The following is a 23355-nucleotide window of genomic DNA, read 5'->3' on the forward strand; positions in this document are numbered from 1 at the left end:
TTGCCAGAAGCTCCTCAAGACGATCCATGGTCTGTTCGGCACCTGGGACGGCATATGGGATAATCTACGCCATCAGGACCATGCATGATAAACTGCCATGTACCGCCTGGTTTCATTTCAAACTTCTGAAAAGTCGTCGTAAACCCTTGAGGTCCCCACCTTTTTTTACCGATATCTTGAGTATAAAACATTACGTAACGTAAGCTTCAAGCGCTTTATAAAATTACCTGCGCCACTGCGAGGGTGATAGACCCATATACTTTTTGAATACAGTGGCAAAATGTTGGCTGGTTTTATAACCTAGATCCATTGCAACTGTTGTTACGCTGACTTCTTTCTGAAGAAGTATCTGACAAGCAAGTTCTATTCGCAGCCGATCTATATAGTTGGCAGGTGACTGTCCATGCATAAGATGGAACAATCGGTAGAAATGAGATTCACTTACGCCGACCTGATCAGCTAGGTCTTTATTCGTCCATCTCTTTTCTGGCGCTGCGCGAATGGCTTCAGTCAATGTAGTCATGGCCATCTGGAGATCAAATGAGATTGTCCGATTAGAGGACGGGCTCAGCATTTGCAAAATAATATCGAGTACATAATGACGAACTCGGCAGGCGGCGAGTGGCTCGTGATGTTCAATGATGTCCCTTAGCTTGGAGAAAGGTTCACGAACACGACTATCTACGGTTAAGATCCTCGGAAGCCGCTGCAGTTGGTTATGAATCTCCTTACGGTCTTCATCTTGTAAATTTAACCAGCCGGCATGCTTGGAGGGATCCGATAGAATCATCCACCAAATTTTGCAGGGCTCGATGAAGTTAAGACGTGCGCGATGCCATTCTCCAGGCCGGGTATGGAAGACCTGTCCAGTGTGGGAAGTGAATAATTGACTGTCTACCTCCCAAGTGACTTTTCCGCTGTCCACGAATACAAATTCGTAGGAGCGTTCATGCTGGTGGATGATGAGAGGGGAGGCTTCTTGAAAGTGGTCATAGCCCAGCATAATGAATTCGGGTATATGGGATAGCTGAACTGACACAGGAAACTCGTACACCCAACGTGCTGTTTCCGACTTTATTTTCATGAAAGTTACGCTCCTCCGCGTTTCTAATGATCTCATATGTTTCCAATCCTATTTGATAGGTTTTGGAAAGTCAATGCTCATCTTGTGGTCTACAATAAAGGTAGTAAGTCACATTGACCAAGAAAAGATGAGGTGTTCATCATGGGAGTTATTTCTTATAACATCACAGCAGCGGATAAAGAAAGGTTTGATCAAGACGGTTATTGGATCAGCCCGAAATTACTGGATGACGAGACGATCGAGCGTCTTCGCGGCGCGCATGAGCGCATATGGAAGAAAGATTATGATGGAGCTGGCATGCCTCTGCATGTGTTCAAACTATCGGAGAATCCACATGCTCTTCGTAAATTCGATAATGGCTGGTGGATTAACGATGAAGTTCGAAGTGTCGTCACGGATCCGAATTTAGGAGAGATGGCTGCGAAGCTGCTGGGCGAGGATGAGATTCGCCTATGGCATGATCAAGTGATCTACAAGCCGGGTACTTCAGGGCAAGAAACAACAGCTGGGAATGTGGGCTGGCATCAAGATTACGGTTATTGGCGATCAAGCAGCACAACGAATATGGTAACCGTTTGGATTGCTTTGCAGGACACTGATCTGAATAATGGCGGCATGATGACGATCTTGGGTTCACATAAGTGGGGCGCAGTCGAGGGAAGTGATACGTTCTTCGAACAGGATATGACGAAGCTGAAGCAACGTTTTGCAACGCGCGATTGGATTGAGGAACCTTGTATACTAAAAGCTGGTCAAGCGAGCTTCCACCATGCCCTTACATTCCATGGGTCGTCAACGAATTTCACAGACCAGCCTCGGTTGTCTGTTGTCGCTCATCTCATGCCTGGTGATACGCGCTACAAAGAGGGCAGAGCTCGGCATGATAATGTTCGATTGCTCGGGCCTCGTCCGCAATTTGGTCAGAGGTTCGATAATGAATTTTTCCCGTTACTGTATAAATCCAGATAGCGCAACAACAAAAGGCTGCCGAAATCATCGGCAGCCTTTTCGGTTAGCGGGCAATGAAGCCATCGTCTAACACCTTACATGTTTGCGTTTGAAACCAAGATGCCCTCTATCTAGACCCTTTTGAATATTTAAGGAAGCTTGTAGGAAACTGCTTTTTTTCGTATCCTTTTTGACTTCTACTGGGCCAACTGCCATTGCGGTCTCGACGGCTTTAAAATGTAGCGGCTTATAGGATATCCCTACTGTGGAAATAAAATTACTCATCGCGTACTTCGTTCTTTCCGGTGAATCGTGAATGGTATTTCTCACAACTTCGAGCATATTGTCAATTTTACTTTGGGAAAATTCACTGTCCGGACGGTTCCCCAAAAGCCAGCAGTAACAACTCCAACCTGCTGACATTCTCAATTCTTCTCCGCTTGCGATCCATTTATCGGCAACTTCCTGAGCTATATTGGCTTCTGCCAAGGTTACTGCAACTACATAATCGGACAGCATATAAAAATAAGCCGTATCCATCCACCGATCATAATCGGCCACAGTCATTGCATTGGGATCTGCTATAATGCCAGCAAAGTACATGGCGTCGTAGTTCCCAGTGGCGTAAAGCTCTTCAGCCAAAGGTTGATTTATTTTAGTTTTTTTGAAGATGGGCTTCATTTCGCCTGTCGCTACGCCAAAAAGCGGTTCGTGTGCGCCATTGGACATGTAGATCTTCTTGGTTCGTTCCTTGCCGAGCGCTTCAAGCTCTTGCATAACCATGTCTAAGTTCATTATTTAACACAACCTTCTAATTGGAAGTTTTTCCTTAAGGTTTACGCTATCTACTAAGATTATATCAGATTTTGTAAGTATTTCTAATCCTGAAAGGGTTCATAGAAAAACCACCCCTTCAAGTCGAAGAGGTGGTTCTCTGCATAGCTTACTTTTTAATATCTAAACGAACATCGCGGCCGTCATCTTGCACGGATACTTCTTTCCCGGCAGCTTTCAAGGTATTCACATAGCTAACCCATGCATCAAGCATGATTGCTCCATCTTTCCAGTCCTTCACTTCACCGAAAACAGTGAACCCGTCACCTTTTCCAGTTGCCATGAAATCGTTGGTTGTTACTTTGAATGTACGACTAGTATTGAATTTACCATCTACATAAATCGGAGTTCCATCGACTAAGGTAATCTTAGTAAAACGATCGCCATCCTTGCGTGTGTTATCCCATTCTACCTTAACACCAGAGAATTGAAGGGCAGGAAGCTTCGTGTACTTATCCAATACTTCAAAAGCAGACTTAATCTGTTCAGCCGTCATGGTTCCAGTTACATTATAGTTCCCGAATGGAAGGACTTGGAACATTTCGCTGTAGGTCAATTCACCTTTGTCAACATCAGCTCGTACCCCGCCGATATTTGTGAATGCGATATCTGACTTCTCGGAAGTACGCATCGCGTCTGTGATGATGTTGCCGAGAGGTGTAGCGCCATCACGGTCTTGATTCCCGTTCATGTCGAAACGGAATGACTTGCGGCCAAGACTTTCCGTAACTAGCGCTTCAACTTCGCCAGCTTTCGCAGAGATTTTGGATTTATAGCCATCAACAATATTTTTTACATCTGCGTCTGCAGTGGTTAGATTCGTATAAGTTTCCAGAAGACTAGCATTGGAGGAAACAACCTTCTTCGTCGTTTTATCTAAGTAAAGTTGAATGTGACCTACCGCATACAACCAACTTTGTGCTTCAACAACTGGAATTCCGTTAACAATGCCAGCAACGCGCATGTGAGAATGACCACCAACGAGAGCATCTAGTGTGCCGTTCCCCGTGCCATTAGCAAGATCAGCGAGCTCACTAATAATTTGCTTAGATTTGACATCCTGTTCACCTGGCAGGTGGGAGGTAACCATGATGACATCACAGCCCTTTGCACGAAGCTCTTCAGAAAGCTCCTTCGCGATAGGTGCTGGGTTAGCGAAGCTTAAGCCTTCAATATTGGTAGATTTGGTAGTCGTTGTTGTTTGCGGAGTTGCAAACCCGATAATACCGATCTTAAGCCCGCCGCGTTCGATGATAACATAAGGCTCAGCCCAATCTACGCGTTTACCTGTTTGATCATCAATAATGTTAGCGCCCATGATTGGGAACTTGGCTTTCTTGATGTTAGCGATTAAAGTATCTCTTCCAAAATCGAATTCGTGGTTACCGATGGCAGCAGCATCGTATTCGACCTCAGCCATGGAATCTAGCACGGATTGACCATTTGTCGTATTAGAGATCAGCGTTCCTTGCCAAGCATCGCCACCGTCAACTACAACAGTTCCGGAAGGATTAACAGCACGGAAATCGTTCACAATACCAGCAAGAGTTTCGATTCCACCTTGCGCTTGATTGCGCTTTTTATCAAAACCTACTTCAATTTGTCCGTGAATATCATTCGTTGTAAGAATATCAACTAGTTTGAAAAGTACCGGTTTAAGAGCTGTAGCAGTCTCATCACGCGTAACTTCAGCAGTAGGGTTAAAGTTGCCATCAAGAGCAGGGTTGAAAATACCTGAAATAACAGCATAAGCTACGTAGGGGCGTGCCCAGGTTGCAATAGAAGCACTATCTTTAAAGTAATTCAATACTTGTTCATTTACTTTAGGGGCTTGTCCGCCTGTTAGTGTCTTCACGATGAGAACAGCTAACTCTTGACGATTCATTTTCGCGTTGGGATGAAAAGTACCGTCCTCAAATCCATCTACTAGATTAGCAGCAACCGCATTCGCAACGGCTTGCTTTTGCCAAGTAACCAGATCACTAAAGGTCGCTTTTCCAAGATCGGCTTGCGCCAATTTGGCTGCACGGCTAAGCATCGTCACAACTTCAGCGCGAGTAGCTAATTGTTCTCCGCGGTAGTTGGAGTCGCCATAACCTTCAATGGCACCGTTTTCAACAGCAAGCTGCATATCCGTTTTCGCGGTTACGGCACTAATCGGCATAACGCTTACGTTGTCTGCTGCTAAAGCAAAGCTTCCTGTAAGTGAGCTGACCAAGGCTGCTACTACGACAGATGAGGCAAGTCTAGTTTTCAATACTCTTTTCATAATTTCCTCCTAAAATAACTAAATCTATCAAATAATAGTAAACCTATCCTAGTATAAGAAAATAATTTACCATTGGCTAGTAAATTTTTTGTAAGCATAAAAAAAACTCTCACATCAAAGTGAGAGGATCGTTGGAACAAAAAAGAGAACCGGCACAAAAATGCCAGTTCCCCTATATAAAAAAACATATTTACATGTAAAGAAGCTTTATGGTAGAATCGAAAAGATACTATCTCTTCAATAAAAATAGTCATAGTTATAACATTTTATCTATACTTAAATTTTAGCATGTGGATTTGCAGTTTGTCAACTTTTATTTTGCTTTTTTTCACACAAGGCATAAAAGGAGTGTTTCGTGAAGATGGTAAACCATAAGGAATTGCAGCAGGAACAGGAACGGTTGGAGCTGGTAACGGAAAAATTGCAAGCTTCAATTACCGAATTGGAACCAGAGGTAGATGGACTGCGTGATCAGGTAACCGACATTCGGAAGCGGTTTTGGGAGGAAGTGACGATCAGCACAAGCTCCGCAGAAGATTTCGAAGAGGCATTTTACAGTATGAAGCAACAAGAAGCCGTTTTGTCCGAACGAGAGCGTAGTCACAGACAACGAATTCAACGATTAAAGAGCATGAAGCGGCTGCTGCCGTCTCCTTATTTCGGACGCATCGATTTTCAAGAAGATGGCACAAGTTTCAGTGAGCAAATTTATATTGGTGTATCCTCTTTCGTTGACGCAGACGGAGTAAACTTTCTAGTTTATGACTGGCGAACACCAATTGCAAGTATGTACTACGATTATTCACCTGGTGCCTCTGCCTATGAAACACCTGGCGGTCGCGTGGAGGGTAAGATGCTGCTGAAGAGGCAATATCAGATCCGGGATGGTCAGCTGCACAATATATTCGACACAAGCGTTACAATTGGAGATGAATTGCTTCAGCAGGTGCTTGGCAAAGGCGCAGATACACAAATGAAGAGCATTGTGGCGACCATCCAAAAGGAGCAAAATGATATCATTCGCAACGATAATAGCCCTATGCTCATCGTGCAAGGGGCGGCGGGCAGCGGAAAGACGTCTGCGGCACTGCAACGGGCAGCCTATCTGTTGTATAAGCATCGCGACAAGCTTAAAGCGGACCAAATTGTACTTTTTTCACCTAATCCGATGTTTAACAGTTATGTATCCACGGTGCTTCCTGAACTGGGTGAGGAGAATATGCAACAGACGACCATGCAGGAATATCTTGCGTATTGGCTTGGAAGCACAATGCGTCTAGATACCCCGTTTGAACAGATCGAATATGTACTGACGTCGGTCTTATCGATTGGATACGAAGCGCGAATGAGCGGGATTCAATATAAAGCATCTGAAGATTTTCTACATGCGCTCCAGAACTATGCAAGTTGGCTGGGAAAGGAAGGCATGCTATTCTGCAGCATCCACTTCCGGGATCGCGAGTTAATTACCGCGGAGCAAATGGCCATGCAATTTTACAGCTACGACAGCGGTATCCGCCTGGCTAATCGCGTTGCACTCTTGCAGGATTGGATCCTGCAAAAGCTGACTTCACTAGAGCGTAAAGAGCGGAAAGCGGTATGGGTGCAAGATGAACTCGATTATCTTGAGACCGAGCAATATGCCGAAGCCTATAGGGAGATCCTTAAGAAGTACAGGCAAGAAGAGCCTGTGTTTAATTTTAACGAACAGTATATCGAAGCGCATGAACTGTCTCCTGAGAAGCAGCAGGAAGTCAATGACTTTGACTTTGCCGTGCAGGAAGAGGAAGAACTGCTGCGCAGGATGATCGTCAAAGAGCATTTTAAACAACTGAGACAGGACGCGAAACGATTAAAATTTATAGATATCATCGGGCTGTATGATCGGTTATTTACGGATGACGCAGCCTATCGGAGCATGACGAATGAAGTTAATGTGCCCGAGAAGTGGGAGGAACTATGTGCGCAAACGAAGGAGAAGCTGAGTCGATTTGAATTGTTTTATGAGGATGCGGCGCCGTTCTTATACTTAAAGGAACTTATCGAGGGTACGCGGAGGAATACGGAGATACGGCATCTCTTTGTCGACGAGGGTCAAGACTACTCGCCATTTCAATTCTACTTCCTCAAGCAGCTGTTTCCTCGTGCCCGCATGACTGTTCTAGGGGATTTCGGCCAAGCGATCTTCCCTCAGGCAACGAATCTGCATGAAGTGAATTCGCCATTGATCAGGCTTTATGGGGAAGAGGAAACAAGACTGATTCGCCTTGTTCGAAGCTATCGCTCCACACGCGAGATTGTGACGTTTACGAAGTCGCTTCTGCCTCTGGAAGAGATCGTGCCTTTTGAGCGGAGCGGCAGGAAGCCGTGCCTCGTCGAGGCCAGCAGCAGCGACATGAGGGCTGTGCGAATCATAGAGGACCTCGCAGCACTAAGAGCTGAAGGCTTCGACTCCATCGCCGTTATCACCAAGACAGCAGCCGAGAGTCGTGAGGCTTATGAAGTATTGACGTCACAGGGGAGTGAAGCGCTGCGGCTTATTACGAAGGAGACGACCACCTTTGAGAAGGGCGTGATGGTGATTCCTGCCTATCTCGCGAAGGGTGTTGAGTTCGACGCGGTGCTGATCTACGATGCTTCTTCACAGGTATACGAGCGGGAAAGCGAACGCAAGCTCTTCTATACAGCCTGCACGCGCGCGATGCACAGGCTTTTGCTTTACACAACGCGGGGATGGACATCATTCATCCATACCGTGGATCCATCTTTGTATGAGATGGAGGTCTGATAGAAAAAAGCTGAAGCCTGTAAGAAAGGCTTCAGCTTTTTATCATATCGCTTTTTGTGCAAGGCTCATTTCCACACACATGAGAATAAAGGCGCCAGCGCCGTGCAAATCGTTCTCACTGGTAGGCCTTGCAATATAGTGGGCATAGTCTCCGATCCCTGTACCGATGCAGATCTTCCCGATAATAACGTTGCCGTTCTCATCAAACTTCAGCGTATCAATGACACCTTGATAGCCCTTCCAAGCGTAAGTGAGATACTTGGCGTCCAAGTAGCCAAAACGCACGGCTTTGGCAATGGCATGCACATACAAGGCCGTACAAGAATTTTCCAACCAATTATCCGGTTGGTCAGCTTTATCGACAACCTGATACCAGAGGCCAGTATCGGCATCCTGGTAATTCGTCAGGGCGATGAGCAGGTCTTGAAGAATACTTGTCAGTTTATCTTTATCCTTATGGTCCTCGGGAAGGTATTCGAACATTTCCAGCAAGGCGACAGGGTACCAGCCGATTGCACGCCCCCAGAATTCCGGAGCTAAGCCAGTAGCGGGATCAGCCCAAGTTACTGCTTTGGTTTCATCCCAGCCATGGTAGAGCAAGCCTGTAATAGGGTCCTTGGTATGTTTTTCCATCAAAATCGCTTGGAAAGTTATCATGTCAAAATAGTCGCTTTCACCGAATGTCCTACCGAACTGGGTGGCAATCGGCCCAGCCATATATAACCCGTCCAGCCACATTTGATTCGGGTAACGCCCCTTATGCCAGAAACCGCCCGATGGATTGGTTGGCCATGACTTTAAATGGGAGACAAGCGTGTATAAGGCTTTTTTATACCGATCGTCGCCTGTTTGCTTATAAAGGTTAAATAGAAGCACACCTGGCTGAATATCATCAAGCTCATCCGGGTTGTACTTTTTGATACTGCCATCCGCAAGGATCTGGCTGTCCACCCAACGCCTGATATACATATAGTATTCATCCTTCTGTGTTTCCTGCCAGCATTTTTCCATCCCTGATAGAAAGACACCCTGATGATAGTGAAATCGGTCCGGCGGCAGCAGTTCCGGCTCAAATTTGAACATTAACGCCTCACAAGCCTTCTCAGCCCATTGAATGGGAGTTAATTCCTCTTGTGATTGTACCTTGATATTGGTCGTTGGTTCTGAAGAATTCATCTTGTTAACTCCTCCTTCTTGTTCGTTAAGCCTATTTTAGCAGAGGAAAATGTACATTTTTTGCGAGAATCACCTATTTCTTCTTATATCTTGCGGTAAACGAGGATGCGCGTATAATAAATAGCAAATCGCATGAAAGGCGGAGCATTGCATGGGAGATTTTCAATACGATAACGGTGAGGGGACCCTCTCGGTATCTCATCGGAAGGCGTTAAGTCACCATATGCCGACGAGCCATTTTCATAGTACGTACGAAATCTTCTATTTGATGTCGGGCAAACGGGCATTTTTTATTAAAGACAGGACGACGATCATCAACGAGGGAGATATTATCATCATTTCTCCGAATATTCTGCATCGGACGGCCAATACAGAAATGCCTAAGCATGAGCGACTCATTGTTAATATTCATGAGAACTATATGGCCTCGGTGAATGATTCCTATCGGGATATTTTGCAACCGCTCTTTGAGAATGAGTACATCATCGTAAAATGTCCACTACACGACAGGCTCTCCATCGAGGCGCTTGCCCAGAGCATCATGCAGGAGATTCAGGAGAAGAAGCCTGGCTTCGAGATGTACGCGCAGACGTTGGTGCTGCAGCTGCTTATTATTTGCTGCCGACATGTGAAGCAGAACAGCATGGAGCCGATGGAGTCACCAAGCCCGATGCACGAAAGAATCTCGGAGGTTGTTCGTTATATGAATACCCATTACATGCAGGAGCTGGGATTGCATCTATTGGCGGAGAAATTCTATGTGAGTCCGTATTATTTAAGCCGTTTTTTTAAGGAAGCGACGGGGTTTACGTTCGTGGAATATTTGAACAGCGTCAGGATTAAGGAAGCGAAGAAGCTTCTCGAGCAAACGACGATGAAAGTCAGTCTAATTGCCAAAAAGGTCGGCTTCGGCAGTGTGACACATTTTGGCAGAGTATTTAAATTAGTGACGGGACATGCACCTTTATATTATAGAAGGGACAAGTAAATCTTGTTCTTCGTTAGGCGATACTATCTTTGAATCTACGATGTGAAGCATCGGACCCCTCTGCATTTTAAACAAAATTAACGGTATTTTGGATTAACCTTTCCCTCTTCAAGCGAGATAATAGACATGTAAAGTACACGATTGCAAATTGGGGAGGATATACAGATGAAAAAGGTCATGATCACTGTTCTATCAGCTGCACTCTTTCTAACAGCATGCGGAAGCACAGGTACGAAGAGCGGCACGGATAACAGTGCGAGCCCAGCGGCAAGTGCAGCGCCAACGGCTCAAGCGAAGAAAGATCCGGTTACACTTCGTGTTGCTTGGTGGGGCGGACAAGCACGCCACGATTATACGCTGAAAGTCATCGAGCTTTATCAGCAGAAAAATCCGCATGTCAAGATTGAATCGGAATACGCAGCATTTGATGATTATTGGAAGAAGCTTGCACCTCAGGCGGCTGCGAATGGTTTGCCGGATGTATTCCAAATGGATATTTCGTATTTGACGCAATATGGCGGCAGAGGTCAGCTGGAAGACTTCGACACTTACACGAAGAATGGTGTTCTCAATGTGAAAGACATCAGCGAAAACAATCTTTCCGGTGGTAAAGTAGACGGCAAGCTTGTTGCCATTAACGCAGGCTCGAATGCTCTTCAGGCAACTGTAGACCCGCAAATGCTCAAAGATGCTGGCATTACTGTGAAACAAGATTGGACATTAGCAGATTGGGATGCAATGGGCGCACAGTTGAAAGCGAAAGGGAAAATGCTTGCTTCTGAACTTCGTCATGATGTCTACTTCCCGTTCTTCCTAAGAGGTAAAGGTCAGAAAATGTACGCAGCCGATGGCGCTTCTCTTGGCTATACGGATGATAAAATATTTGTTGAATACTATACGATGTACAAAAAATGGTATGACTCCGGTTACCTGCTTCCTTTGGAGAAAGTGGCTCAGAAGAAAGGTACGCCAGAAGACGATGAAGTTGTACTTAACAATGCTGTATCGTCCAATGGCTGGTCCAACCAATTCATTCTTGTGAATGCAGCTGCGAAACGTCCGCTTGACATCCTCCCAGTACCAGGCTGGAACCAGAACAAAGCGTTGTTCTTGAAGCCAAGTATGTATTGGACAGTTGCCAAGTCTTCTAAAGTGAAGGAAGAAGCCGTTCGATTCGTTGACTTCCTCATTAATGATATCGATGCGAACAAAATCATCAAAGGCGAGCGTGGTGTTCCTGTTTCCTCCAAAGTGAAGGAAGCGTTAATGCCGGATCTGACACCTGAACAAAAGAAAGTATTTGAATATGTAGCTTGGGCAGAGAAAAACAGCTCTCAAATGGATCCTCCAAACCCAGTAGGCGCAGTTGAAGTTGATAAATTGCTCAAAGATACAGCAGAACAAATCCTGTACAAAAAGCTGACAGTTGAAGAAGGCGCAGCAAAATTCCGTAAGGATGCAACGGCCATCTTAGCGAAAAATAAGAAATAATTAGAGTGAGCTCCCGCATGATATCTGTCATGTGGGGAGCTTTTTTAAGATAGATGTGAAGTAGTGACAATGAACGTCTTGCCGATTATTTCGGTCAAATTGTCAATTAAACAGGGTTGTCCGCCAAGCAGTATCAACGACTTGGCGGACTGCTCTTCTACTTGTTTCTACCTGTTTTCTGCCTGCGAAAGGCCTGATATCAATACCTGTTTTTTAAACAAACATGTCGCTTTTTTTAGGTCACGTGGCCACAGTTATATTATATACTGGGCACATCGTCTTTTTGAAAGCGCATCCACACCGGCTGGTTGTTATCGTTTTTGAAAAGAGTATTTCACGATGCTGGCACTAACATTCATAACTAGGAGGGACGAAATGTACAAAATGACACATCACAAGATTCGTAGTTTGACATCGAGAATCACTCTGATTTTTCTTGCACTGGCAATCATTCTGCCTATGCTGCCTAAGGCTGTCTTTGCAGCAGATACGGTGCTGGTCAACGATGATTTTGACAGTTATCCGGCAGGTCCATTAACACTTGGATCCGGAAACAAGTGGACAAAGGAAGGGGCCGTTCCTAACTTCAACGTTGTGCAAGATACGGTAGCTAACCGCACTTATGGTGCAATCAGCCATGACCTGACTGGCTCACTGTATGTTGGACAAAGGTTCGCCGCCCAGAACGGCGGGGTCATACTGGAATTTGACGTGAATATCCCGACCAACAAAGGGGGGACCTTATGGGTCTTGGATGGCAAGGTTAACGATACTTCGAAGGCAGCATTGCGTTACTCCTTGGATGCCGGAGTCATTAAGCGACATAACAGTACGAATCAAATCAATTACAATACCAATCATTGGTACCGATTTAACATTGTATTTAATGTCCCGCAAAGCAAGTTCACGACTACGATCGTTGATTTGAATACAGGCGAGACTGTAACTTGGCCCGACGCGTTCTACAGCGCACGGCCACAGATTAGCAGCTTCGGCTTCTTCGTAAATGCCAGTGGCGGCAAATTTAATATCGACAACGTAAAGGTTACTGCACTGGATTTGGCATTGAACAAATTGAATGTCAATACCGGGACATTGTTTCCGGATCTGAATCCTGTCTTTGATCCCAAGGTGGGAAGCTATACAGTAGACGTGCCGTATAGCGTCAACGCATTGAATGTGCAGCCGGAGGCAAGCAATCCGGATGCGGTCAGCATGAAGGTCAACAATACCAATGTAGATCAGGGGAGTTTAGCCTCCGTTCCTCTTACAGGCGATACTACGAGCTTCGGTGTACAAGTCGTGTCAAACGTATATACCGATGTATATAGGACGTATAACGTGACGGTTAACAAGCTGAGTAAGGCGCCAAATCTCAACTATGTGAAGACAGAAGAAGGGGATGGAAAGGTTCGCATCGGATGGGAAGAAACGATGGACAACTCCTATCTGGAGGCAAGAGTTTACCGTAAAAATGCGGATCAAACCGAGACCCTGTTAGACACGGTACCAAAGGGAAGATTCATTTCGACAGTGGATGGACTAACGAATGGAGCCGAGTATACCTTTGTTGTAAAAGGTGTGTATCAATACATGGGTGAAGCGCCAATGGAATCATCTGGTGTAACGGTAAGCGCTACACCCAAGAAGCTTCCGGCCCGCCAGATGGAAACCTTGGACCGAGGGTTAATAGCCATTAAGCAATCGGATGGCGTTTATGTGGGATGGAGAATGTTAGGTACGGATTCTCCGAATATTGCTTTCAACCTGTATCGGAATCAAGAGAAGATCAACACGAATCCAATCACGGGTGCGACGAACTTTAAGGATGCTGCTGGCACGTTGGACTCGATTTATGTTATCCGTCCTGTGCTAGGAGGCGTGGAACAGGAGCCTACGGAGAAGGCTATCGTCAGTGACTTAAATTATTTGACAATTCCGCTCAGAAAGCCAGACGATGGAGTAACACCAGCGGGACAAGCTTATACGTACCGTGCTAATGATGCATCCGTCGGGGATCTAGACGGAGATGGTCAATATGAGATCGTATTGAAGTGGGATCCTACGAATTCCAAGGACAACTCATTATCAGGTTATACAGGCAATACGTATGTTGATGCCTATAAGTTGGACGGTACGTTCATGTGGCGGATAGATTTGGGTAAAAATATTCGTGCTGGTGCCCATTATCTCGATGTAATGGTCTATGACTTGGACGGAGATGGCAAAGCAGAGGTGACGTTCCGAACAGGTGACGGTACCGTTGATGGAATTGGTCAAGTAATTGGTGACGCCAACGCGGATTACCGCAATGCCAGTGGTTATATTCTCACAGGACCTGAGTATCACTCGATCTTCGAGGGAGCTACAGGTAAAGTGCTGGCTACGGATAATTATGAGCCAGAAAGAGGGAATGTCAACGATTGGGGTGACAACTATGGGAATCGGGTAGATCGCTTCGGTGCGGCAATTGCCTACCTTGATGGAGAGAGACCAAGTATCGTGATGCAGCGAGGATACTATACAAGAATGGTATTCGTTGCCTATAACTGGCGTGATGGACAATTGACGAAGGTATGGACATTTGACTCCAATACACCTGGCAATGAGCAATATGCCGGTCAGGGGAATCATAACTTAAGCGTTGCGGATGTGGATGGTGATGGTAAAGATGAAATCATTACCGGCCCAGCAGCCATAGATCATGACGGCAAGCCTTTATGGAATTCATTGCTGGGTCATGGCGATGCACAGCATCTTGGTGATCTGGATCCGACAAGGCTTGGCTTGGAGGAGTGGGCTGTTCAAGAGAATACTGGCGCCAAATACTCCGCCAATATGAAGGATGCGAAGACGGGCAGAGTTCTCTGGGGAGAGCTGCAGGTAGGCATTGATGTGGGACGTGGACTCTCAGCGGATATTGACCCAGCCTATATCGGCGAGGAAGCATGGTCAATCAATGGGGAGTGGAATACTACCCAAGGCGGACTGTACTCTGCGAGAGGCGAGAAAATATCGACCAGCATTCCTTCTTCTAACTTCGCTATCTGGTGGGATGGAGATTTGAGCAGGGAGCTCTTGGACCACAATTGGCTAGGGGACCCCTTGCGTGTAGGGATTCCGAAGATCGATAAGTGGGATACGGTAAATCACCAATTGAGTAATATTGTTACCTTCAATGGTACGTATTCAAATAATGATACGAAGGGGAATCCTACTTTACAGGCGGATTTGCTGGGAGACTGGCGTGAAGAAGTGATTGCGCATACGGAAGACAGCAGCGCGCTTCGCATTTACACGACGACGGATATGACGAACCAACGGATTTATACGCTGATGCACGATCCAGTTTACCGACTAGGCATCGCATGGCAGAACACCGGGTATAACCAGCCGCCTCATACGAGCTTCTATCTTGGCACAGGTATGGAAACGCCGGAGCAGCCGAACATCTGGACGAACCCGATCAAAGCTTCAGGATTAACGGTAACTAGCACCGTCGACAAGTTAGCCGTAGGTCAACAGCTTCAGTTGTCGACAAGCTTCACTCCAGCGGCTGCTACGGATAAGTCCGTTACTTGGGTTGTTTCTGATGAAAATGGCGAGGCAACGAGTCTAGCAACCATCGACGAAAGTGGTAAGCTAACAGGAGTCGCGCCAGGGAAAGTTAAGGTAACTGCTACAGCACAGGATGGATCGGGTGTAACGGGCCATATTATTCTGACTATTGTTAAACCGGATGAAGTTTCAACTACACCGGGAGGCGGTATGATAGTTCCGCAGACTCCACCTGCGGTAGTGTCCACGGGATCCATTTCGCAACAAATAACACCAAATGCTACGGGAACAGCGTCGGCAGAAATTAAAGCCGATGACCTAGTGAAGGCAACACAAGACGCAAAAGCTGGACAAACGTTGAAGATTGACATCACGCCTTCGGTGGAGACCAAATCTGTACAGCTAACGCTTCCGGCACAACAGCTTACTAACGCTGCTGGCAAGGTAGAAGAATTGGAACTGAACCTTGGGTTGGCAAAGGTAACCATTGATCTTGATCTAATTAAAAAAGCTGTAGGCACGACCTCTTCCAAGGTAGAACTCTCCGTGAGCAAAGCGGACACTTCCGCCTTATCGACAGAGACGAAGATGAGAATTGGCGGAAATACAGTCTATGAATTCAACTTCTCTGTAGATGGAAAGAAAGTAAACGGCTTTGGCAATGACCTAAAGGTAGAGGTTGATTACACATTGAAGCCTGGTGAGGATCCAAATAAAGTCGTCATTTACTATTTGGATGATAAAGGCAAGCTCTCAACAGTGAAGAATGGCAAATACAATCCGGCTACGGGTAAGGTAGAGTTTAAACCTGGCCATTTCAGCCAATATGCAGCCGCATACGTAAATGTGAGCTTTAACGATATTGCCCATGTCAGCTGGGCTAAGACGGGTATCGAGGCATTAGCAGCTAGAGCGATAATTGACGGTGTAGGCGAAGGTGCATTCAAGCCGGACCAAAAGGTAACTAGAGCAGAGTTTCTGAAAATGCTAATGCAGGCTTTTGAACTGTCGGACGATACAGCGAAAAGCACGTTAAATGATGTGAAAGAGGGAGCCTGGTATTACAGCTCCATAGCAGCTGCACAGAAGCTTGGCATCGTGCAAGGGAATGCGCAAGGCAATTTTGGTGTTAACGATGAAATCACACGTGAGGATATGGCAGTCATGGCGTATCGTGCCGTGCAGCAACTTTCACTGAAGTTCAAGCAAGAATTGAAGCCGGCAGGCTTCGTCGATCAAGCCGACATTGCTGGCTATGCGCTTCAAGCTGTAGAGGCCATGCAGGCTGGTGGCGTGATCCAAGGAGTCGGTGAAGGGAAGTTTGCACCGAAGGGACAGGCAACAAGAGCCCAAGCGGCGGTCATCATTTATCAGCTTTTTACAAATCAGTAAGGGACTAATTCTACTCGGTGGGGCTGTTTCTACGTCTGAAAATGACGAAGGGGCAGCCCTTCTTTTATGTTGATCAGAAATAAATGTGCTTATGTTTTGTCAGTAAATCTATTAATTTTATTGCAAATGAATTTCTAATATTTTCCTAATAGACTTCAGTTAATATACAAGTAGAGGTAATGAACTTACCTAATACAATGTGAATGGAGAATGATACGATGGAATCAATTCTTCAAGAAAAAATTGAGTCACTGCGCTTTGAAATGATTAACCAAGCATTAATTAATGGTAGCCTTACACATGACAAAGTCGTTTCCGTAAGTCAGCTGTTAGATCGCTATATATTACTGTATCAAAAGCTCATTCTAAAAAAAGCAAAATTGCAATTAATTAGCTAAGATTATGTCCACGTTCCACGTATGCTAGATAAAAGAAAATAAAATAATAGTTAGGGGGTGCGCTTAGATTGTGAGCGTGCTTTTTTGCTTTGAGGGGGAACTAGGGGGCTCTATTTATGCCCAATAAGGCCGACCTGATGCAGAAAACTACTTCAGATCAGCCTACTAAAATCATAGGGCAGTCATAACGATTAGCTATTCTTCGGGCTGTTCCGGAGCGGGCTGCTCTTCAGGTTGTTCTTCAGCTGCGGCGACTTCTTCGTTCGCTTCCTCCTTGACTTCCTCTGAAGTGTTCTCGTTTTCCTCCGCGATTGGAGCTGTATCCTCACCTGCAAGTTGTTGAAGCGCTTCTAGTCTACTGCTTAAGCTCTTAATTCTTTCATCGGCTTGGTTGTTAGCGCCAGCTAGTTGCTGTGCATGGCGAAGAAGAGTTTTGACTCTTTCAATTTCGGCTGTATGTGCCATCGTTAGGTTGCCTCCCCATAGTCTTTATTCGTTTTGTTCAGCACTAAGGAAAACTATTCTATTGAAAACTATCATCCATAGAAAAGTGTATACTTTTCCACGTATGACTACAAGAAGAATTAGCATAGGCTGGCCAGTGGTCAGGAGGATGACGGAGGTCCGTTTATGGTAAAATAGTTTAAAAAGGCAGAATGCCTACATCTATCATTGTCTACATAGGGGAAGGAGATCGACGATTGGCTACCTTAAAGAAAACGTTAAGAATTTGCAATAAAGGACACAAGTATTATAAAAGTACCGACTGCCCGACCTGCCCGACTTGCGAACAAGAGCTGAAGCCTGAATCTGGGTTTCTTTCCATACTCTCAGCACCGGCCAGACGAGCTTTGGAGAACAATGGCATTACGACGTTGCAACAGCTATCCAGCTACAGCGAAGCTGAGATTTTAAAATATCACGGTATGGGACCAGGTTCATTACCCAAACTGCGAGCTGCTTTGGAAGCGAATGGACTGTCATTCAAAAGTTAGGATTGAAGAATGCCTTTTCTGTCAAAAATAAGAGTATAAACTCTTTCCGACAGATGAGTGGTGAATATGAAGGATATTACATTCAAAGCCTTGGCCATAACGAATGAAATCGATTTGAACAAAATTGCCACCTATTGCGGCATTCCCAAAAAATATACATGGGAGCAGCCTCTAATCTTAAGAGGTGAAGTTCTTTCTAAGATTCTCCATAAAGAGATCGTTGGATTACAGCAAGTGCTAGTGTTTTCATTCGGAAGCGTTGTCTTTGTTAATCACTTACACAAGGCTGAAATAACAAATTTCTTGAAGTTTCTTCAGACTTTCGAAGCTGATATTGATCTTCAAAATTCAGAGCAATACATAGAAAATTACAGGCTGCACACCGAGCAAATCGAACACATGGAATTGACTGACAAGTATGTGGTAGTTGCTGAATTTGAACCCTATTACCCAGAATTAGTCTCTACAGTCCTTGCCAAATCAGTTGCACTGGAGAAGATCGAGGAACAGCTTGGGAAAATTCATGATAGTCTCGAATTAATGATTGATAGACTTGAAAAAGGGAAGCTTCGTGTTGGCAACAAAGAATTGGCAAGAACGACAGCACAAATCGTTCGCCATGAATATAACACCCTTGCTTATATCATGATTTTGGATAAACCTGATTTGACTTGGTCAAACAGCTCTGCCAGCCATTTTTACGATGAGATGATCGAATTTTTTGAGTTGAATGATCGGTTCAAAATTCTAAAAAGCAAAACGGACATTTTATATCATATTCTCGAAGGGTTTTCGAACATTAGTCATTCCATCCGAGGTCTGTTTGTTGAATGGATCGTTGTGATACTCATTGTTATTGAAGTGGTTTTAACGATTTTGCAAATCTTAGGTTGGATTCCCTCCCATTAGCACAAGCGGCTCCCTTCATTGGAGGTGGCCGCTTTTGTGCTTAGTTTTGTAACAATTCACTAGGAGAAGTCATGGGATTTGTCGTATAATAAAAAAGACCGTACGGTTCGGTTTTTTGTGTGAATATCTAACTTATGAAAGGGTGAAAAGATGATCCCAAGTAAACAGGCTTACTTTCTCATGGTGACAGTGTCAGTGCTATTCATTGTGTACGTCTTGTACGCCAACTTTATTCATGATCCACACGCAACCAACTTTCTAAGCCATAAAACTGCGCTTAAACGAGCGTTAAATACGGCAGTATGGCTAAAGGTGATGAATGTACATATCCTTTTCGCATGTACAGCTATGATTTCGGGGGCTGTTAATTTCTCCTCCTCGATCATAAAGAGACATCGCAAGTTCCATCGGTTGAATGGTTATTTTTACTTGATTTCGGTACTTTTCGTTGACCTCACTTCCGGTTATATGGCGCCATATGCGACTGGCGGGAAGGCTAGCAGCATGGGGTTTAACTTAATAAATATTGTGTGGTTATTCATGACGATCATTGCCATTGTAAAGATCAGGAAGAAACAGGTGAATCAACATCGCAAGTGGATGACGAGAAGCTATGCTTTTGTTTTTACCAATCTCACGATTCATGCAATAACTTTGCTGCTCCATCAGGGGTTCGGACTTGCCTATATCACCAGTTACACGATTTCGGTGTACGGATCGATCCTATGTCTCATGCTGGCGGCAGAGCTTGTCATTCGAACTGTGTTTAGAAAACCTAGTACGATCATCTGAAGGAGGTATTATGATGCATGTTCAAGTCGTATTATTCGATGGTTTCGATCTCATGGACGCCTTGGCCCCTTATGAAGTCTTCGCTGCTGCGGCGATGTATGCTGGCGGCGCCATAACAGTGGAACTAGTCTCTGCGGAGGGGAAACGATCGGTACCGAGTGGTATGAAGGGTCCAGCGATCGACGCACAAGCAGCCTTAGACCCGAGTCGATCAGGTATCATCCTTGTACCTGGAGGTTCAGGAAAGCCAGAGGGCGATGCCGAAGATGCCGTTCCGAACATTCTGAGGTTAGCGATGGAGACGGATTTGACGGCCTTGATGAAGCGAGCTTTGGAGAATGAGGATATTACGGTGGCGACGGTATGCGGAGGTTCGTTGGTGCTTGCCATGGGAGGTCTTTTGGAAGATCGACATGTGGTTACGAATCATTTGGGGATGGCGGCGTTAGGAGCCACAGGTGCCATTCCGATTGCGGCAAGAGTTGTTGAAGATGGGCCGCGTTTGGTAACGGGAGGTGGTGTGACGTCAGGACTTGATGTAGCTCTGTACTTGGTTGAACGTGAAGTAGGCCCTCAAATTGCTTCTGCCGTTGAGAAGTTATTCGAATATGAACGAAGAGGTACGGTGTGGCGCGCGCAAGGTATTGTGCCAATCAACTTCGAAGCAAGTTCGGATACAGCTGTCGACGATATGCCGCTAGCTAGCTCAGTAGCGGTTACTGATAAGGATTCCGCCATCGCAGGCACATGGCAAACGGTGATCTCGACACCTATTGGCAAAATGTCCGTCTTGCTGCACATCATCATGAATGACGGAGTCATTCGGGGAACGGCTGAACAGGGGGATGAGGTTGTCGAATTCCTTAACCCAACATGGGATGGTGTGCGCTTGTCATGGACGCAGCGCGTTAAGAAGCCAATGAGATTGAATCTGAAGTTCGAGGTCACTGTACAAGATGACGTCATGAGCGGAAGCGCCAAAGCAGGGATGCTGCCTGCCTCGAAGGTAGCGGGAAGACGCGTGCAGTGAAATCGCGCAGAGAAAAACGGCTGCTACTGAGCTTTGTAGGTCATGAGCAGCCGTTCAATATGTTGCATGGCATAAGCGACATGGCGGTTGTCCCGCGTTAGTCTGCTGGACATAATGCCGCCTTCAATGGTTGAAAAGATAAAAGAAGCAATCGACTCCAAATCCATTTCCGTTTGCAATTCTCCGCTGCTCACCCCTTGAGCCAGCAAGGATTGAATGAATCCCAACATTTGCGTGTAAGCACCCTGTGCATGATTCCGCAGAACGGGGAAAGAGTGATCGCTTTCCACCGCAGTATTTAAGAAAGGGCATCCACCTTGGATGGGAGGGTTATGGACGGTATCACGGTACACATCGCACATGGCTAAAATTTTGCCGATTGCAGTGTCCTGTAGTTCGATTGCCGCTGAGAAATGCTGCCATAACACTTGCCCGGCGTATTGGAACGCTTCGATCGCAATATCATCTTTACTGGCAAAGTTGCGGTAAATGGCACCTTTGGTTAAGCCAGTCGCGTCCATAATATCCTGCATCGTCGTGCCTGTGTACCCTTTATCGTTAAAAAGAACAGCCGATTTCTCGATGATACGAAGCTTCGTTTGTTCACCTTTGCGCATGATAACGATTCCTCTCTAGCTAAATTGACAATTTTCCCTCCATTATATCACATCGGAACGCGCCTGCTTACTCTATTGACTTTGTCGAGAAGCTCAATGCACAATTACTATAAACAACTTTGTTTGAGGTGAAGGTCATGAAGCCATATCCATTGTTAACGGCACATACAGGGTGTATGGGTACACCTGATAATAGTTTGCTTTCCATCGAAACAGCGATTCAATGCGGTGCTGATATTGTGGAAGAAGATATTTTAATTACCTCTGACGGGGTACTTGTGCTTTCACACGATGATCAAGTTCATTTGGTCAATGGAACCGAAGTTCGGATTTCCGAAACGAGTTATGCAGAGCTATGTAAACTGGAAATCCAAGCACATCATGGGGCGCCAGACGAAACCATTCGGATTTTGTCCTTGGAGTCGGTGCTTCCAATTCTACAGGCGTCTGGTAAACGAATGAATCTGGATATGAAATCAGATGCATGCGTTGAACCTGTTTCCCGTTTAATCGAGCAAAAAGGGCTAGTTGCGCAGGTTATTCTTAGTGGATGTCAGACCATGCGTGCCCATCAAGTGAACAGCACCAATCCAAAATTGCGCAAGCTGCTGAACGTGGATACTTCCTTATTTGAAACGAATAGTGAAACGATAGCCGCACAAATCAGCTGCGAGGACGCCAAAAGCGCGAATTGCTTTGGTCTCAACGTGAATTATCGTTATGTTCGGACCGAACTCCTACAGCTGGCGACACGCTATGGGCTTGAGGTCTACGTATGGACGGTAAATGAAGAAGATGAGATGAGACATTTTATGGAGATGGGCGTTCAGTCCATTACTTCTCGCAATATTTCGGCTTTAGTGAAAGTAAAGCAGGAGTTCTTAACAGAGATTTAAATATACAAACATGTTAAACGAAAGGCATACACGCATTGGCGTGTATGCCTTTTATCTCACTATGGTGTCACATTAATAGGTCGTTACGTTCCCCGAATACATATTACCTACAGGACTACGCGTATTATTATGTGCTTTCGCTGTGGCATTACTATCCGTATACACGACGTTTGGAGTCGCATTATCCAGATAAACGGTATTGTCGTGGAAGTCCGCGTTCAAGCCCCAACCTGCAGAGCGTTGATGAACTTCAAACGCATTCACGATGATGCTGTTGTTATTGCGATACCCCGTGTTGTAGCGAATAATATCATTGTTGCCTTTTACATCCATGAAGCTGTCAGCAGAATTAGCACCACTAATCCCCGTACCGTTGAACGTATTGTACTCTACGATCGTTCCGGTGGAGCCTTCTTTAATATCGATGCTTTCAGCCGTTACATTCGGGCCGATCGTATTGTTTTTAATTGTGTTGTAGTTGGTGGCTGCATTATAAGTGCCCCACTTGCCTACATCGGATCCGACATAAACGCCTTCACCATAATCGGGTGTGAGAACGCCGCAATCATGAATGTTCGAGTTTTGGATCGTGTTATAGGAGCTGCCATCGCGATAATGCACGCCTTCTTCTCCAATATTATAGACCTCCACATTATCGATTAATGTGTTGTTCGCATTGTCCAGCATGATTCCTTTTTTGCCGTTCGTTACTTTCACATCTTTGACAATCCAATAGTCACCCGTCATGGTTATGCCGTAGCCAGTAGACGTAGAACCTGCGTTAACAATTGCGCGGTTTGTGGCGCTGGCGCTTTTGAAGGTGATCGGATTCGCTGCAGTTCCGTTCGCCGCCAAAGTAAACTTACCATTAAAGGTTACCCCAGCCGCTAGAATAATGGTATCTCCAGGCGCTGCATTAGCAACGGCCGTTGTGACGCATGACACTGTGCTGCAGGTTGTAGTTGCTGCGTTGGAGCTTGGGGGAGCGATCCCCATTGATACCAGTACTAAAGGCATTGAAACGAACACAGGAAGCCACTTTCTTGCAAATTCACTTGAGATACCACGATGATGTAACATGATTAAACCTCCTTTAAAAGGTAGTCGCTGCAAGAATTTATTATTTTTGACAGCGCTTTCATAAAGAGTTTAACAAAGATCTTCTCCGACAACTTGTGTTTTTTCTATCT

The 23355-nt window shown here is 45.4% G+C and carries 19 protein-coding genes; 11 read left to right on the plus strand and 8 right to left on the minus strand.

Annotation, left to right across the window (positions count from 1 at the left end):
* Nucleotides 1-14: 14 nt before the first annotated feature.
* Both AC58QO_RS22175 and AC58QO_RS22180 read right to left on the minus strand, forming a co-directional pair.
* A complete protein-coding gene (locus AC58QO_RS22175; RefSeq protein WP_497269307.1) occupies nt 15-191 on the minus strand; it encodes an SRPBCC domain-containing protein in 177 nt (58 codons plus the stop codon).
* Nucleotides 192-223: 32 nt separating this feature from the next.
* Nucleotides 224-1084 carry a helix-turn-helix transcriptional regulator gene (locus AC58QO_RS22180; protein WP_497269309.1) on the minus strand — a complete coding sequence of 287 codons (861 nt, stop codon included), beginning with the start codon at nt 1082-1084 and terminating at the stop codon, nt 224-226.
* A gap of 141 nt (nt 1085-1225) precedes the next feature.
* On the opposite strand from AC58QO_RS22180, the gene AC58QO_RS22185 reads away from it, so the two are divergent.
* Nucleotides 1226-2053 carry a phytanoyl-CoA dioxygenase family protein gene (locus AC58QO_RS22185; protein WP_497269311.1) on the plus strand — a complete coding sequence of 276 codons (828 nt, stop codon included), beginning with the start codon at nt 1226-1228 and terminating at the stop codon, nt 2051-2053.
* Nucleotides 2054-2119: 66 nt separating this feature from the next.
* Here the strand turns inward: AC58QO_RS22185 and AC58QO_RS22190 are convergent, their stop codons facing one another.
* Nucleotides 2120-2827, minus strand: coding sequence for a DNA alkylation repair protein (locus tag AC58QO_RS22190; RefSeq protein ID WP_497269313.1), 708 nt, complete (start codon nt 2825-2827; stop codon nt 2120-2122).
* A 148-nt stretch (nt 2828-2975) separates the two neighbouring features.
* Nucleotides 2976-5135 carry a 5'-nucleotidase C-terminal domain-containing protein gene (locus AC58QO_RS22195; protein WP_497269315.1) on the minus strand — a complete coding sequence of 720 codons (2160 nt, stop codon included), beginning with the start codon at nt 5133-5135 and terminating at the stop codon, nt 2976-2978.
* A gap of 361 nt (nt 5136-5496) precedes the next feature.
* Here AC58QO_RS22195 and helD point away from each other — a divergent pair, with 361 nt between their 5' ends.
* Nucleotides 5497-7923, plus strand: a complete 2427-nt coding sequence (gene helD / locus AC58QO_RS22200; protein ID WP_497269317.1) for an RNA polymerase recycling motor HelD — start codon at nt 5497-5499, stop codon at nt 7921-7923.
* A 42-nt stretch (nt 7924-7965) separates the two neighbouring features.
* Here helD and AC58QO_RS22205 read toward each other — a convergent pair whose 3' ends face one another.
* Nucleotides 7966-9099: a glycoside hydrolase family 88/105 protein gene (locus tag AC58QO_RS22205; RefSeq protein ID WP_497269319.1), complete on the minus strand. Its 1134-nt coding sequence runs from the start codon at nt 9097-9099 to the stop codon at nt 7966-7968.
* 151 nt (nt 9100-9250) lie between these two features.
* Here AC58QO_RS22205 and AC58QO_RS22210 point away from each other — a divergent pair, with 151 nt between their 5' ends.
* From AC58QO_RS22210 to AC58QO_RS22225, 4 genes are all read left to right on the plus strand, one after another.
* On the plus strand, nt 9251-10087 hold the full coding sequence (locus AC58QO_RS22210) for a helix-turn-helix domain-containing protein (RefSeq protein WP_497269321.1): 837 nt from the start codon (nt 9251-9253) through the stop codon (nt 10085-10087).
* A 165-nt stretch (nt 10088-10252) separates the two neighbouring features.
* The gene (locus tag AC58QO_RS22215) at nt 10253-11578 is read left to right on the plus strand and encodes an ABC transporter substrate-binding protein (RefSeq protein ID WP_497269323.1); all 1326 of its coding nucleotides are present in this window, start codon (nt 10253-10255) and stop codon (nt 11576-11578) included.
* Between the two features lie 375 nt (nt 11579-11953).
* Nucleotides 11954-16528 carry a rhamnogalacturonan lyase family protein gene (locus AC58QO_RS22220; protein ID WP_497269325.1) on the plus strand — a complete coding sequence of 1525 codons (4575 nt, stop codon included), beginning with the start codon at nt 11954-11956 and terminating at the stop codon, nt 16526-16528.
* A 218-nt stretch (nt 16529-16746) separates the two neighbouring features.
* Nucleotides 16747-16926, plus strand: a complete 180-nt coding sequence (locus AC58QO_RS22225; protein WP_497269327.1) for a Spo0E family sporulation regulatory protein-aspartic acid phosphatase — start codon at nt 16747-16749, stop codon at nt 16924-16926.
* A 195-nt stretch (nt 16927-17121) separates the two neighbouring features.
* Here the strand turns inward: AC58QO_RS22225 and AC58QO_RS22230 are convergent, their stop codons facing one another.
* Nucleotides 17122-17391, minus strand: coding sequence for a hypothetical protein (locus tag AC58QO_RS22230; protein ID WP_497269329.1), 270 nt, complete (start codon nt 17389-17391; stop codon nt 17122-17124).
* A 191-nt stretch (nt 17392-17582) separates the two neighbouring features.
* Between AC58QO_RS22230 and AC58QO_RS22235 the strand changes: the two genes are divergently transcribed.
* The 4 genes from AC58QO_RS22235 (at nt 17583) to AC58QO_RS22250 (ending at nt 20652) form a co-directional block, all read left to right on the plus strand.
* Nucleotides 17583-17921 (plus strand): RNA polymerase alpha subunit C-terminal domain-containing protein, encoded by a 339-nt coding sequence (locus tag AC58QO_RS22235; RefSeq protein ID WP_497269330.1) that lies wholly within the window; start codon nt 17583-17585, stop codon nt 17919-17921.
* 66 nt (nt 17922-17987) lie between these two features.
* Nucleotides 17988-18830, plus strand: coding sequence for an RMD1 family protein (locus AC58QO_RS22240; RefSeq protein ID WP_497269332.1), 843 nt, complete (start codon nt 17988-17990; stop codon nt 18828-18830).
* Between the two features lie 150 nt (nt 18831-18980).
* On the plus strand, nt 18981-19622 hold the full coding sequence (locus AC58QO_RS22245; protein WP_497269334.1) for a DUF2306 domain-containing protein: 642 nt from the start codon (nt 18981-18983) through the stop codon (nt 19620-19622).
* A gap of 10 nt (nt 19623-19632) precedes the next feature.
* Complete coding sequence (locus AC58QO_RS22250; protein ID WP_497269336.1) at nt 19633-20652, plus strand: DJ-1/PfpI family protein; 1020 nt, start codon at nt 19633-19635, stop codon at nt 20650-20652.
* Nucleotides 20653-20675: 23 nt separating this feature from the next.
* Here the strand turns inward: AC58QO_RS22250 and AC58QO_RS22255 are convergent, their stop codons facing one another.
* On the minus strand, nt 20676-21269 hold the full coding sequence (locus tag AC58QO_RS22255) for a TetR/AcrR family transcriptional regulator (protein ID WP_497269338.1): 594 nt from the start codon (nt 21267-21269) through the stop codon (nt 20676-20678).
* Nucleotides 21270-21406: 137 nt separating this feature from the next.
* On the opposite strand from AC58QO_RS22255, the gene AC58QO_RS22260 reads away from it, so the two are divergent.
* A complete protein-coding gene (locus AC58QO_RS22260) occupies nt 21407-22165 on the plus strand; it encodes a glycerophosphodiester phosphodiesterase (protein WP_497269339.1) in 759 nt (252 codons plus the stop codon).
* Between the two features lie 72 nt (nt 22166-22237).
* On the opposite strand, the gene AC58QO_RS22265 is transcribed toward AC58QO_RS22260, so the two are convergent.
* Nucleotides 22238-23245: a right-handed parallel beta-helix repeat-containing protein gene (locus AC58QO_RS22265; RefSeq protein ID WP_497269341.1), complete on the minus strand. Its 1008-nt coding sequence runs from the start codon at nt 23243-23245 to the stop codon at nt 22238-22240.
* Nucleotides 23246-23355 lie beyond the last annotated feature (110 nt).

The sequence above is a fragment of the Paenibacillus sp. J31R30 genome (genome assembly GCF_059692115.1).